Here is a 13,696-nt window from a genome sequence, read left to right as displayed (position 1 = left end):
CGTGCCGGCTGTGGCTAAATGCCGGTTTCACCCGTACGGAGGCCAGTCATGCACAAATGGGCGGGAATCGCTGCTGCCGCAGCGCTGGCACTGGTCGCCGCCGGACAGGCCGTTGCCGCGCAGCCCAGCGAAAAGCAGGTGCGCGAACTGTTCGAGGTGATGCACATGGATCGCATGTTCGGGCAGATGAACACGCAGATGGTCACGGTGATGGGTCAGGCCGTGCCTTGCGTTCCGGCGTCCTACTGGCAGGGTTTCATCGACGCCAGCGGCACCCGGCAGTTGCTGGGCCAGATGGTGCCGATCTACCAGCGCCATTTCACCGCCCAGGATGTCGCCGGCTTGCTGAAGTTCTACCGCTCCCCGCTGGGCCAGAAGGTCATCACGCAGATGCCGGTAACGATGGCCGAGGGCATGAAGGTGGGCCAGGCCTGGGGGCGCGAGCGCGGCCAGGCGATGATCAGGCAGCTGCAGCAGAAGGGTACGCTGGACGCCAATGGCCAGTGTCCGGCCAGTCCCGCGGCCGCGAAGCCGGCCATTCCGGCGCCCAGGTCGGGCCACTGAACGGCTCGCCGCTGGCGCGCGGCAAGGCCGTTCGGGGCCGGCGTGGTCAGTAATTGACCAGCGCGGGGTCACGTCGCTATAATCCGCGGTTCGCCAGACCTGTAAAGGGTCATGGCGATACCCAAGAGAATAACGACAGAAGGGCATTCCCATGAGTTATGCAGTCATCAAGACCGGTGGCAAGCAGTACCGCGTCATGCAGGGCGACGTCCTGCGCGTGGAACTGTTGACCGCCGAAGAGGGCGCCACGGTCAGCTTTGACCAGGTGCTGCTGGTCGGTTCGGGCGAGTCGGTCACCGTCGGTGCGCCGGTCGTCGAAGGCGCCACCGTCAGCGCCACCGTGCGCAAGCACGGCCGTGCCGACAAGATCCGCATCATCAAATTCCGCCGCCGCAAGCATTACAAGCGTCAGCAGGGTCACCGTCAGCATTTCACCGAAATCGAGATCACGGGCATCAACGCCTGAGCAACTGGAGCATTGAGTCATGGCACATAAAAAAGGCGTAGGTTCCAGCCGCAACGGTCGCGATTCGAACCCGAAATACCTCGGCGTCAAGATCTACGGTGGCCAGGCCATCGAAGCCGGCAACATCATCGTGCGTCAGCGCGGCACCCAGTTCCATCCGGGTGTGGGCGTGGGTCTGGGTCGTGACCACACCCTGTTCGCGCTGATCGACGGCACCGTCAAGTTCGCCATCCGTGGCGACAAGAACCGCCGTTTCGTCGACGTCGTCCAGGCGTAAGCCTGTCGCGATGCGATAGCGAAGGCCCCGCCTCGGCGGGGCTTTTCGTTTGCGGCAGGGAATCGGGAATGGGGAATCGGGAATGGTAAAAGCGGGGTTTCCGCAAGTCCCGTACCCTATCCTGATTGCGCGCTCTTCCCATTCCCGATTCTCCATTCCCTATTCCCGGCTCCCCCATGAAATTCGTCGACGAAGCACACATCAAGGTTATGGCCGGTGACGGCGGCAATGGCTGCATCAGCTTTCGCCGCGAGAAGTTCATCCCGTTCGGCGGCCCCGACGGCGGCGACGGCGGCTTCGGCGGCTCGATCTGGCTGGTGGCCGACGAGGGTCTGAACACGCTGATCGACTTCCGCCACCAGCGCAGCTTCAAGGCGAAGCGCGGCGAGAACGGCATGGGCAGCCAGATGTACGGCAAGGGCGGCGAGGACACCACGATCCGCGTGCCGGTCGGCACCATGATCACCAATGTCGACACCGACGAGGTGATCGGCGACCTGACCAGCCACGGCCAGCGCATGCTGGTGGCCCAGGGCGGCAAGGGCGGACTGGGCAATATCCATTTCAAGACCTCGGTGAACCGGGCCCCGCGCAAGGCCACGCCGGGCACGCCGGGCGACGTGCGCGAGCTGAAGCTGGAGCTGCGCCTGCTGGCGGATGTCGGCCTGCTCGGTTTCCCGAATGCCGGCAAGTCGACCTTCATCCGCGCCGTGTCGGCGGCGACGCCGCGGGTGGCGGATTACCCGTTCACCACCCTGCATCCGAACCTGGGCGTGGTCAGCCTGGGTACCGACCAGAGCTTCGTGATCGCGGACATCCCCGGCCTGATCGAGGGCGCCTCCGAAGGTGCCGGTCTGGGCATCCAGTTCCTGCGTCATGTGTCGCGCACCAGCCTGTTGCTGCACATTGTCGACATCGCGCCGATCGACGGCTCCGACGTGGCCGGTCAGGTGCGGGCGATCGAACAGGAGCTGGAGAAGTTCAATCCCGAACTGCTGGAGCGTCCGCGCTGGCTGGTACTGAACAAGGCCGATCTGCTGGCCGAGGACGAACGCCAGGCAGCGGCGGAGCAGGTGGTCGCCGAGCTGGGCTGGACCGCGCCGTGGTTCCTGGTCTCCGCGGCCACCCGCGACAACACCATGCCGGTCTGCCAGCAGGTGCAGCGTTTCTTCGAGTCCCAGCGCGAGGAAAACCGGGAGCGTACCGACATGCTGCCCAACGACGTGCGCCTGCGTGGGGAACCGCCGCAGGACTGAACTGCGTCGGCTTGCTGCCCTCCATTCCAGCCGGGCTCCTGATCCAGATCAGGGGCCCGCTTGCATTCTGCTGCCAGAATGACGCCCGTTGCCCGCAGCGATGCCAGACCCGTGCCTTGTCGGGCGGAGGGCTTGAATGCGGGCTTTCTTGTCGCCATGGTTGATAATGATTATCAATCAACTGGATGAGGCATGACCAAGCCATGAAAATCCTGATGTCCGCCTTGCTCGCCTTGATGCTGCCACTGCTGGCCAGCGCGACCGACGTGCCCGGCTACACGCTGACCCTGAAAGACCACCGCTATCAGCCCGCCGAGCTGCATATCCCCGCCAATACCCGGGTGAAGGTGGAACTGGTCAACCAGGACCCGTCACCGGAGGAATTCGAGAGCGATGATTTTCCGGCGGAGAAGATCGTGATGCCGAACAGCCGCATCAGCATCTTCATCGGTCCGTTCAAGCCGGGTCGCTACCGCTTCTACGGCGACTTCCACCAGCCCACGGCCCAGGGCACGCTGGTGGTGGAGTAGCGCCATGTGGGCCATCGCCTTGCTGGTATTTCGCGAAGTGCTGGAAGCGGCGCTGATCGTCACCGTGGTCGCCGCCGCCACCCGCGGCGTGCCGCGGCGCGGCTGGTTTGTCGGCGGCGGCATCGCGCTCGGCGCGCTGGGCGCGGTGCTGGTGGCGTTGTCGGCCAACCTCTTGGCCGATGCCTTCAGCGGCGCGGGCCAGGAGTTGTTCAACGCGGCCATCCTGATCGCCGCCGTGCTGATGATCGGCTGGCACGTGTTGTGGATGTCCAGCCATGGGCGGGAATTGAGCCGGCAGATGCAGGCACTGGGCACGGCCGTGCACAGCGGCGCCAGTTCGCTGGGCCTGCTGTTGCTGGTGGTGGCCCTGGCGGTGCTGCGTGAAGGTTCGGAAGTGGTGCTGTTCCTGTACGGCATGCGCGCCGGCGGTGCGGATCACCTGTGGGCCGGGCTGACGCTTGGCGTGCTGGCCGGCGCGGCCGTGGGTTTCGGCCTGTATGCGGGCTTGTTGCGGATTCCGTTGCGCCACTTCTTCGGCGCCACCAACGCCATGCTGGTGCTGCTGGCCGCTGGACTGGCCTCCAGCGCCGCACGCTACCTGATCCAGGCCGACCTGCTGCCGGCCTGGGGGCAGCCGTTGTGGGACAGCTCGTGGCTGCTCGGCAACGGCTCGCTGCTGGGCCAGACCGCCCATGTGCTGATCGGTTACGACGCCCGCCCGGCCGGCATGCAGATGGTGTTCCATGGCATGACCCTGGTGGTGCTGTGGTGGGGCGCGCGCTTCATGCGGCGTCAGCAAACGCGGCGAGTCCCGACCGGCACGACGCCGTCGCGCACCATGTCCGTTGACGATGCTGCATCGAACCTCGGTCAGCGAACGCTGGCCTGACCCCGGGGCTGCCTTCGCAGATCGGCCGCCCATGCCAGCATGGCTGCCGCGGCGATGACATCACCGGATGACAGCAGGTCTGCGCCCAGGCCCGCATTCAATACGGCGTGGAGCACAGGAATGGCCAACAGCAGCGCCAGTCGGACGTAGCCCGAGTTGAAGACCGCGTAGCGGCTCGCGTGGTGGTACCAGTAGCGACGAACCGAAAGCCACAAGGCCGGGGCGATCAGCACGAGTCCGGGACCGTCCTGCCCCAAAGCGCCAAGCACCACGCCGGCACCGCACAGGAGCGGCACCACGTACTTGCGCGCGGCGCGCTGCCGTCCGGCCGGTTCCCGTTCGATGTACCAGAAGACGAGCGCAGACCAGGCCATCCAGAGAGCCCACAGCGCACTCGGCACCATCACGACGCCGGCCACGACCAGCATGGGGCGAAGCGCGATGCTGTCGATGTAGAGCAAGCTCAGCAGCGGCGCCAGCACGATGCCAAGCAGCAGCATGCCCACGCTGCGGACGCCACCCAGGATCAGCCGCGGACGAGTGACGCGCTGACGATCTGCAGCAGCCAGCCAGAACCCGAGCTGGGTGCGGTCGATCGTTTCGGGCAGGTCTTCCGGGTGGTTGTCGCTTACCTCGGCGACGAAATCCGCGATGCGTTCGGGAACGGCGAAATTCACGCCCAGCCAGAGCACGCGCAGCCAGCGGAACGGGCGCTGCAACTGGCGCAGAACCCAATGCGCCTGCCAGCGTTGCAGCGGCGTACGCAGTTCCAGCCGCGCGCCAAGACTTTCTTCGTCGCTGTCCTGCAGTTGCCAGGCCAGTCGAGAACGCCGGGTGAGCTGCAGCATGGCCAGTGGATCGTGGTCGGCCAGTGCGTGATCGAGATCGAAGAAGCGCAGCAGGGCCTCCATGCAGTCGACCGGCATCGGTGGCGCCTGTTCGTGGAGCTCGTTCAGCAGGTATCGGCCGATCCGCGTCTTGAACTGCAACGACCACAGTTCCTGGCGGCCCGCCAGCCACGCCTGCAGCGTCGCGGCATCGCCGATCGAAGCCTGCACAAACACGGCGCTGCAGAATGCGTCCAGGTCGAAACGAGGCGGCGCGGGTGGCTCGATGGCGGCCGGGAGATCCGGTGCGGCCGTGGCTGCCAAGGATGCGGAGGGCAAGGGCAGGGATGGCTCACGCATCGGCTCATGCGATGGTAAGGACTCATGGACGGCCGCGGCCCGGCAATGGGCCAGCGCCGCCTGATAGGCGGCATGCAATTGCTGGAACCCTTGTGGGTCGTCGTCGGGGCGGGTGCAGCGAAGCCGCTGGGCATACGCGCGCTTGATCGCGCGTTCGTCGGCGTCGGTGGCCAGTCCGAGCAGCTCGAACGGCGACATCAGGCCGACTCCAGCGTATCCAGCGCGCGGCCGAATTCGCGGCGATGCTCGCGGATGATCGCCTCGTCCTGGCTTTCCAGTGCGGTGCGGAAACGCGCGATCCATTCCTGCAACTGGTCGCGCGCATGCAGGTGTTCCTCGTACAGGCGCTCGGCGCGGGCCAGCATGGCGAGGTTCTCGTGCTTGCTGCGCGGATGGATCTTGAGGTCGTTCAGCGCTGCCAGGCGTTCGCGGATCTGCTGCGCGTCGAGCAGGCCCGGATTCTGTTCCAGCAGGAGCTCGTAGCGGCGATCACTGGCGTGCACGTGCGCTTCGACCTGCAGCACACCGTTGATGTCGTAGGTGAAGCGCACGGTCACCGCGTTCTCCGCGATCGACAGCGTCGGGTCGATGTCCACCGTCAGCTCGCCCAGCTTGATGTTCTTCTCGACCAGCGGGCTCTCGCCCTGATAGACGTCCAGTTGCACTTGCCTTTGCCGTTCCTGGACCGGCCAGAACGTCTCCTCGCGGCTGACCGGCACCGTGCTGTTGCGCTGGATGACCGGTTCGAAGAAGCCGGTCACGGCGCGCCCCTGTTCGTCGCGGCGCGCCACTTCGGTACCCAGCGAATACGGGCAGACGTCGGTGAGGATGATCTCGTCCAGGCGCTGGTCGCGCGACTTCAGCCCAGCCGCGATGCAGGCACCCAGCGCGATGGCCTGGTCGGGATTCACGTGACGCAGCGGCAACCGGCCGAACATGCGCGACACCGTGCGGGCGACCAGCGGCATGCGGCTGGCGCCGCCGACCAGCACGATCTCGTCCAGCTGTTCCGGCTTTAGCCGGGCATCGCGCATCGCCCGCTCCAGCGGTGCACGCATGCGCTGCACCAGCGGATCGGCCAGCCGGTTGAAGCGTTCCTCGTCGATCCGCCAGTCCAGCTGCCGGTCGCCCAGCGCGAAATCGATGCGTGCATGACCTTCGCTGCCCAGCGTGCGTTTGGCCGCCTCCAGCCGCCGTCGCAACTGGCCGCGCTGGCTGGCGTCCAGCGCGTCGTCGGCGAGTTTGAGGTCGGCGCGGCAGGTCTGTTCCAGCAGGTCGAGGAAGTCCTCGCCGCCAAGGAAGTTGTCGCCGGCGCTGGCATGGACTTCGACCACGCCCTCGAACATCTCCAGCACCGACACGTCGAAGGTGCCGCCACCGAGGTCGAAGACCAGGAAGCGGGCGCCGTCGGATTGCTCGCGCAGGCCGTAGGCCAGCGCGGCAGCGGTCGGTTCGTTGATTAGCCGCTCGACGCGGATGCCGGCCAGCTCGCCGGCGGCGCGGGTGGCCTTGCGCTGGGCGTCGGAGAAATACGCCGGCACGCTGATGACGGCCTCGTCGACCTTTTCCCCCAGCGCCGCGTCGGCATCGGCGAGCAGTGAGCGCAGGATCAGCGCGGACAGTTCTTCCGGGCGGAAGCCGTGCGTGCCCAGCCGGGTCTCGCGCGAGGTGCCCATCCAGCGCTTGAAACTGGCCACGCTCCTCTGCGGATGGCTGACCAGCCGATCGCGGGCCGGCTGACCGACGATCACCTGGCCGGCTTCATCGACGCTGACCACCGAGGGCGTGAGGAACTCGCCCAGCGCATTCGCGAACAGCCGCGGCCCCGTTTCGTCGTAACAGCCGATCAACGAATGCGTGGTGCCCAGATCGATACCGACAATCATCCCTGACTTCCCCTGTGAAGTCGTTGTACGTGACGGAAAAGCTTACATGCGGAACACGCCGTAACGCTGCGGCTCGATCGGTGCGTTCATCGACGCGGAGATGGCCAGGCCCAGCACCCGCCGCGTGTCGACCGGGTCGATGATGCCGTCGTCCCACAGGCGGGCGCTGGCGTAGTACGGATGGCCCTGACGCTCGTACTGCTCCCGCAGCGGCGCCTTGAAGGCTTCCTCCTCGTCGGCCGACCACTCGCCACCCTTGGCCTCGATGCCGTCGCGCTTCACCGTGGCCAGCACGCTCGCGGCCTGCTCGCCGCCCATCACCGAGATGCGCGCGTTCGGCCACATCCACAGGAAGCGGGCGCCATAGGCCCGACCGCACATCGCATAGTTGCCGGCGCCGAAGCTGCCGCCGATCACCACGGTGAACTTCGGCACGTGCGAGCAGGCCACCGCGGTGACCATCTTGGCGCCGTCCTTCGCGATGCCGGCCTGCTCGTACTTCTTGCCGACCATGAAGCCGGTGATGTTCTGCAGGAACACCAGCGGCACGTTGCGCTGGTTGCACAGCTCGATGAAGTGCGCGCCCTTGAGCGCGCTCTCGGCGAACAGGATGCCGTTGTTGGCGACGATGCCCACCGGGTAGCCGTGGATGTGCGCGAAGCCGCAGACCAGGGTCTTGCCGTAGCGCGCCTTGAACTCGTGGAACTCCGATCCGTCGACGACGCGCGCGATCACCTCGCGGATGTCGAACGGGCGGCGGGTGTCGGCCGGGATCACGCCGTAGAGTTCTTCGGCTGGATATTTCGGTTCAACGGGGGCGCGCAACGCCAGCGGCATCTCCTTCTTCCGGTTGAGGTGGGCCACGATGTCGCGCGCGATCGCCAGCGCGTGCGCGTCGTTCTCGGCAAAGTGGTCGGCCACGCCGGAGATGGACGTATGGACGTCCGCGCCCCCCAGCGTTTCGGCGTCCACCACCTCGCCGGTGGCGGCCTTCACCAGCGGCGGGCCGCCGAGGAAGATCGTGCCCTGTTCGCGCACGATGATGGTCTCGTCGCTCATCGCCGGCACGTAGGCGCCGCCAGCGGTGCACGAGCCCATCACCACGGCGATCTGCGGGATGTTCAGTGCCGACATCCGCGCCTGGTTGTAGAAGATCCGGCCGAAGTGCTCCTTGTCCGGGAACACCTCGTCCTGCAGCGGCAGGAAGGCGCCGCCGGAGTCGACCAGGTAGACGCAGGGCAGGCGGTTTTCCAGCGCCACTTCCTGCGCGCGCAGGTGCTTCTTCACGGTCATCGGAAAATAGGTGCCGCCCTTGACCGTGGCGTCATTGGCGACCACCACCACCTCGGTGCCGTTGACCCGGCCAATGCCGGTGATCACGCCGGCGGCAGGCGCGTCGCCGTCGTACATGCCATGCGCCGCCAGCGGCGACAGTTCGAGGAACGGCGAGCCGGGATCGAGCAGGGCGCGGATGCGCTCGCGGGGCAGCAGCTTGCCGCGGGCCACATGCTTTTCGCGCGCCCTGGCGCCGCCGCCCTCGGCGCTGCGGGCCAGTTCGCGCTGCAGGTCCTCGACCACGGTGCGCAACTGCTGGCTGCTGGCCTGGAATTCGGGCGAACGCGGATCGATCTGCGATGCAATGACGCTCATGAATGGAAGCTCACGGTCGGGTTCCCGTTGGGGCAAACCATGGATGATAGCCGGCGTTGTGCCGTGACAAAAACACTCCGTGCAGCCGGTTAATCACGGGCCAAAAAAAACGGTCGCACGAGGCGACCGTTTTTTTAATGCAGAACCGAGAGGGATCAGTGACCCTTCATCGCGTCCTTGGCCTTGTCGGCAGCGTCCTTGGCGTTGCCAGCGGCGTCCTTCGCAGCGTCGGCAGCCTTGTCGGCGGCGTCGGCAGCGTTGCCGGCGGCGTCCTTGGCCTGGGACATGGCGTCCTTCGACGCATCGGTGTTGGCCGGAGCAGCGGCGGAAGCCGCGACGGCAGCCTGTGCAGCCTGATCGGCGGCCTGGCCAGCTGCGTCAGCAGCGGTCTTGGCCTGGTCTGCAGCCTGCTCAGTCGCCGGGGTCGGAGCTGCCGCGGCAGCCTGCTGCGCCGTATCGGCAGCCTGCTGTGCGGTATCAGCCGACTTCTGGGCGTCCTGCGCGGAATCCTGCGCGCCGTTGCTGCATGCCGCCAACAGCGCGACGAGCGCGGCGGCGAGTAGGGTACGCGTAAACTTCATGGTGGATCTCCTTTGCCGTGGAATGCCGTTTGGCCGTGTATTAATAACGCTTTCGTGGACATTGCGCCAGATGTTTATGGCGACCCTTCAGTGCGTATTAAAAACAGATTTAACCGGCCGTCATGTGAATATTGCGCGACAGTGGCCGGTCGGCCTCGGGATCAGTCAATGGATTCGATCGCGATGGCGGTCGCCTCGCCACCGCCGATGCACAGGGAAGCCACGCCGCGCTTCAGGCCACGCATCTTCAGCGCGTTCAACAGGGTCACCACCAGCCGCGCACCGCTGGCACCGATCGGGTGACCCAGTGCGCAGGCACCGCCGTTGACGTTGAGCTTGTCGTGCGGGATGCCCAGCTCCTTCATCGGCGTCATCGCGACCACGGCGAACGCCTCGTTGATCTCGAACAGGTCCACGTCGCCGACCTTCCATCCAGCCTTGTCCAGCACCTTCTGGATCGCGCTGACCGGCGCGGTGGTGAACCACTGCGGCTCCTGCGCATGGGTGGCGTGGGCCACGATCCGCGCCAGCGGTTTCAGTCCCCGCTTGTTCGCGTCGTCGGCGGAAAGCAGCACCACCGCAGCGGCACCGTCGGAAATGCTGGAGGAGCTGGCCGCGGTGATCGTGCCGTTCTCCTTGCGGAAGGCGGGCTTCAACGTGGGGATCTTCGCCACGTCGGAACGACCCGGCTGCTCGTCGGTATCGACCACCACGTCACCCTTGCGACCGCTCACCGTGACCGAGGCGATCTCGTCGGCGAAGGCGCCGTTCTGCTGGGCCGCCTTGGCCCGGTTGACCGACTCGATCGAGAACGCGTCCTGCTCTTCGCGGGTGAAGTGGTACTTGTCGGCGCACAGTTCGCCGAACACGCCCATCGCCTTGCCGTCGTAGGGGTTGGTCAGGCCGTCCCAGGCCATGTGGTCGACCAGCTGGCCATCGCCGTAGCGGATGCCGGTGCGGGCGTTGACCATGTGCGGCGCATTGGTCATCGACTCCATGCCACCCGCCACCACCACGTTGGCCGAGCCCGCCTTGATCAGGTCATGGCCGAGCATGATCGCCTTCATGCCCGAGCCGCACACCTTGTTGATGGTGGTGCAGCCGGTGCCGACCGGCAGATCCGCGCCCAGCGCCGCCTGGCGCGCCGGCGCCTGGCCGAGGTTGGCGGGAAGCACGCAACCCATGATCACCTCGCTGACGTCGGCCGGGGCCACGCCGGACTGCTGCAGCGCCGCGCGAATGGCGACGGAACCGAGCTTCGGGGTGGGGACGCCGGTGAACTGGCCGAGGAACGAGCCGATCGCTGTGCGCTTCGAACCGACGATGACGACGCTGACATCCGACATGGACAACTCCGCTTGCAAGACTTTGGTGGGGCGCGAACGCCTGAAAGGAAACCCATTGATTATCGCAGCCCGTCGGGAAGCTGGGCAAACCGACGCGAATCCTTGGGGCGCAAGGACTTGCGGGTGTTTCATTGGAATTTCGTTGTGCGAAGATGCGTGCGGGGACTGCGCCGGGTGGGCTGGCTGCGCCGACGGTGGTCAGGTCGAAACGCGCGTGCGGGGGCATGATGAACAGATTCGATTCGGTTTTCCGGCGTCGCGAGTTGGCGCTGCTGGTGGCGGTGGCGCTGGGGTTGAGCGCCTGCGGCGGTGGCGGCAACGTCAAGCCGACACCGCCACCGACGACGCCGAGCTCGCCGCCGCCCACCACCTCGAACAATCCGCCGCCGCGGGATGCCCAGCTTTACATCACCAACGCGTACGCCGCACACAATCAGGGCTACACCGGCACCGGCGTGGTGATCGGGATCGTCGACAGCGGCATCATGCGTAACAATCCGACCGTCTCGGGGCGCGTTTCGCAGGAGTTGATCTACGTCGACCCGGGCAGCAACAACACTGCCATCGATGACGTGGTGGGCCATGGCACGTGGGTGTCGGAGATTGCTGCCGGTACCGCGTTTGGCAGGTTCCCCGGTGGCATTGCGCCGGGCGCCACCCTGGTATCCGCGCGAATCATCAGCGACGTGACACCCAAGGATGACGGCTCGGGGCAGGGCAATGAAGTCACTGCCGCCGATGCGGCGTTCTTTGCGCAGACGCTCAACCCGGCCATGATCGCTGCCGGGGTGCAGGTGATGAACAATTCCTGGGGCGGCATTTACTGGGATACCGGCAACAATTCCATCAACCAGGCTTTCGGCAACGCCTATGCGCCGTTCGTGGTGCAACACGGTGGCCTGGTGGTGTTTGCTGCCGGCAATGATTCGAAGAGCGACCCCAGCGACATCGCCGCGTTGCCGACCTACGCGCCGACGCTCCAACTCGACAAGGGCTGGCTGGTCGCGGTGGCGGTGGACAGCAACCATACGAACCAGCTGGCGAGCTATTCCAATGCCTGTGGCGTCGCGATGAATTACTGTCTGGCCGCACCCGGCGACGTGATCGTGCTGGACAAGGACACCCTCGCCAGCACCACCAATCCCGCCTACTGGCAGGTCAGCGGTACTTCGTTCGCTGCCCCGGAGGTTTCCGGTGCAGCGGCGCTGGTATGGCAGGCGTTTCCCTACTTCACCAACGACCTGGTGCGACAGACCCTGCTGGGTACGGCCGACGATCTTGGCGCGCCGGGTCCGGACCCGGTGTTCGGCTATGGCGAACTGGACGTGGGCAAGGCGGTGAACGGTCCGGGCAAGTTCGATTGGGGCGATGCCGATGTCACGCTTGATGGAAGCACGTCCGCCTGGTCCAACGACATCTCGGGCAACGGTGGCCTGACCGTTTCCGGCACGGGCACGTTGTATCTGCAAGGAAACAACACTTACAAGGGCACTACCAGCGTACTCGGTGGCACGGTCGTGTCGGGATATGTACCGGGATCGGCATCGGTCGGCCCGGGGGGCACGCTGGAAGTGGGTGCCTCGGCGCTGGGCAACGGCGTCAACGGAAACCTGGTGAACAATGGCAGATTCGCATCCCGGGGTGGCCTGATATCGGGCGATTATTCGCAGGGCTCCGGCGGACAACTGTCCATCTATCTCGGCGCCGCGCTGAACGTCTCGGGCAAGGCGACCATTGCCGGCGACCTCAATGTCGCCGCCGTCGTCGACAACTACGTGGTCGACTCCCATACCGATGTACTCAATGCCACCGGGGGACTTTTCGGTACCTTCGATTCGCTGAGTTCCGCGTCCAACGTGTTGCTCACGGCGACCCTCAACTACGATGCCAACACGGTATGGCTGGACGTGTCGCAGGTCAGCGTCACCGCAGTGCAGGGGATGAGCTACACCGCGGCATCCCACGGAGCGGCGCAGCGCGTCCAGAACGCGTTCGACCTGATCAACACCCGGTTGGGCCCGGCTGCACCGACAGGAATCACCCCGGCATCGACCAGCTTCGTGCAGGGTGCGGGCAGCCTGCAACGGTCGGGTGACGTGTCATCCGTGCAAAGCTCACTCGACAGCCTTTCCGGCCAGCTGCATGCCGCCAGCGCGGCGATGACGTTCGAGGCGATCGATGCCGGTACGCGGGCGTTGTCCGATCGCTTCGACAGCCTGCTCGACGCACCGACCGTGGGTGGCTGGACGCAGAACCTCGGCTATCACGGCGGCCTGTCGCGCAGCGGCTACGACAACGTCGGCTATGACCTTGGCGGCTCGCTGGTGGGACAGGATTATCGCGTCGACGGCAACGGCATCGTCGGTTACGCGCTGGGCCAGAGCCAGGGCCTGGGGCGGCTGACCAAGCGTGCGGACCAGGGTTACAGCCATGCGCTGGAAGCGATGCTGTATGGCGGCGTGATCCACGGCTCGTGGTACGCGATGGGCCGCTTCGGCATCGGCAGCTACCGCGAAACCATGCGCCGTCAGCTGCAGCTCGGCGATCAGTTCGCCGGGGTGGCCAGTGACGGCAACGGTCGTTACGGCGTGGCCTATGGCGAAAGCGGCTATCGCCTGGCGCTGGGCCGCACGCAGGTCACGCCCTACATGAACCTGCAGTATGCGCAGATCCAGCGCGACGGTTTCAACGAGCGGGGCGCCTATGGCTTCGGCCTGAAATCGGCGGCGCAAACCACGGCGCGCTGGCAGGCTGGCGCGGGCCTGCGGGCCACGCGTGACTGGAGTCTGCCCGGCGGTGGCAGTCTCAGCCTGCAGGGCCGCGTGTCGTGGCAGCAGTCGTTCGGTGTGCGCGGCGAAGTGTTTGACGCTAGCTTCAGCGGTATCGATCAGTTCGCTCCGGTCGGCGGCATCGGGCTGTCGCGTTATGGCGGCGTGCTCGGCACCACGCTGGACTGGCGCATGAGCCCGCGCGCAAGCCTGCAGATGGGCTACGACGAGTATCTCGGTCAGCGCCAGCAGGCCAGGATGGCCACGGCGAACTTCCGTCTGGACTTCTGAGCGAC

Annotated in this window: 12 protein-coding genes; 7 read left to right on the top strand and 5 right to left on the bottom strand. The window is 66.1% G+C overall.

The annotated features are described in order from the left end of the window. Positions 1–48: 48 nt before the first annotated feature. From I6J77_RS10940 to I6J77_RS10915, 6 genes are all read left to right on the top strand, one after another. A complete protein-coding gene (locus tag I6J77_RS10940; protein WP_204109003.1) occupies positions 49–564 on the top strand; it encodes a DUF2059 domain-containing protein in 516 nt (171 codons plus the stop codon). Between the two features lie 151 nt (positions 565–715). After that, positions 716–1,030: a 50S ribosomal protein L21 gene (gene rplU, locus I6J77_RS10935; RefSeq protein WP_007806107.1), complete on the top strand. Its 315-nt coding sequence runs from the start codon at positions 716–718 to the stop codon at positions 1,028–1,030. 19 nt (positions 1,031–1,049) lie between these two features. After that, positions 1,050–1,307, top strand: coding sequence for a 50S ribosomal protein L27 (gene rpmA, locus I6J77_RS10930; RefSeq protein WP_007806105.1), 258 nt, complete (start codon positions 1,050–1,052; stop codon positions 1,305–1,307). Positions 1,308–1,483: 176 nt separating this feature from the next. Continuing rightward, complete coding sequence (gene cgtA, locus I6J77_RS10925) at positions 1,484–2,563, top strand: Obg family GTPase CgtA (protein WP_204109002.1); 1,080 nt, start codon at positions 1,484–1,486, stop codon at positions 2,561–2,563. A 203-nt stretch (positions 2,564–2,766) separates the two neighbouring features. Further along, on the top strand, positions 2,767–3,093 hold the full coding sequence (locus tag I6J77_RS10920; RefSeq protein WP_056715623.1) for a cupredoxin domain-containing protein: 327 nt from the start codon (positions 2,767–2,769) through the stop codon (positions 3,091–3,093). A 4-nt stretch (positions 3,094–3,097) separates the two neighbouring features. Continuing rightward, positions 3,098–3,982 (top strand): FTR1 family protein, encoded by an 885-nt coding sequence (locus I6J77_RS10915; RefSeq protein WP_204109001.1) that lies wholly within the window; start codon positions 3,098–3,100, stop codon positions 3,980–3,982. On the opposite strand, the gene I6J77_RS10910 is transcribed toward I6J77_RS10915, so the two are convergent. The 5 genes from I6J77_RS10910 to I6J77_RS10890 all read right to left on the bottom strand — a co-directional run bounded on the left by I6J77_RS10910 (position 3,964) and on the right by I6J77_RS10890 (position 10,632). Then, positions 3,964–5,367 (bottom strand): J domain-containing protein, encoded by a 1,404-nt coding sequence (locus I6J77_RS10910; protein WP_204109000.1) that lies wholly within the window; start codon positions 5,365–5,367, stop codon positions 3,964–3,966. The genes I6J77_RS10915 and I6J77_RS10910 overlap by 19 nt on opposite strands. Continuing rightward, the gene (locus tag I6J77_RS10905; protein WP_204108999.1) at positions 5,367–7,055 is read right to left on the bottom strand and encodes a molecular chaperone HscC; all 1,689 of its coding nucleotides are present in this window, start codon (positions 7,053–7,055) and stop codon (positions 5,367–5,369) included. The genes I6J77_RS10910 and I6J77_RS10905 overlap by 1 nt, the downstream gene beginning before the upstream one ends. 42 nt (positions 7,056–7,097) lie before the next feature. Then, entirely contained in the window at positions 7,098–8,705 is a 1,608-nt protein-coding gene (locus tag I6J77_RS10900; protein ID WP_204108998.1) for a carboxyl transferase domain-containing protein, read from the bottom strand. Between the two features lie 155 nt (positions 8,706–8,860). Continuing rightward, positions 8,861–9,286 carry a hypothetical protein gene (locus I6J77_RS10895; protein WP_056715640.1) on the bottom strand — a complete coding sequence of 142 codons (426 nt, stop codon included), beginning with the start codon at positions 9,284–9,286 and terminating at the stop codon, positions 8,861–8,863. Between the two features lie 161 nt (positions 9,287–9,447). Then, the gene (locus I6J77_RS10890) at positions 9,448–10,632 is read right to left on the bottom strand and encodes an acetyl-CoA C-acyltransferase (RefSeq protein ID WP_204108997.1); all 1,185 of its coding nucleotides are present in this window, start codon (positions 10,630–10,632) and stop codon (positions 9,448–9,450) included. A gap of 227 nt (positions 10,633–10,859) precedes the next feature. Here I6J77_RS10890 and I6J77_RS10885 point away from each other — a divergent pair, with 227 nt between their 5' ends. Next, positions 10,860–13,691: a S8 family serine peptidase gene (locus I6J77_RS10885; protein WP_204108996.1), complete on the top strand. Its 2,832-nt coding sequence runs from the start codon at positions 10,860–10,862 to the stop codon at positions 13,689–13,691. Positions 13,692–13,696: the final 5 nt, after the last annotated feature.

The sequence above is a fragment of the Rhodanobacter sp. FDAARGOS 1247 genome (assembly GCF_016889805.1).
Classification (GTDB): Bacteria; Pseudomonadota; Gammaproteobacteria; order Xanthomonadales; family Rhodanobacteraceae; genus Rhodanobacter.
Note: the sequence above shows the minus strand (reverse complement) of the source record. Positions and strands in the feature narration are given on the sequence as shown.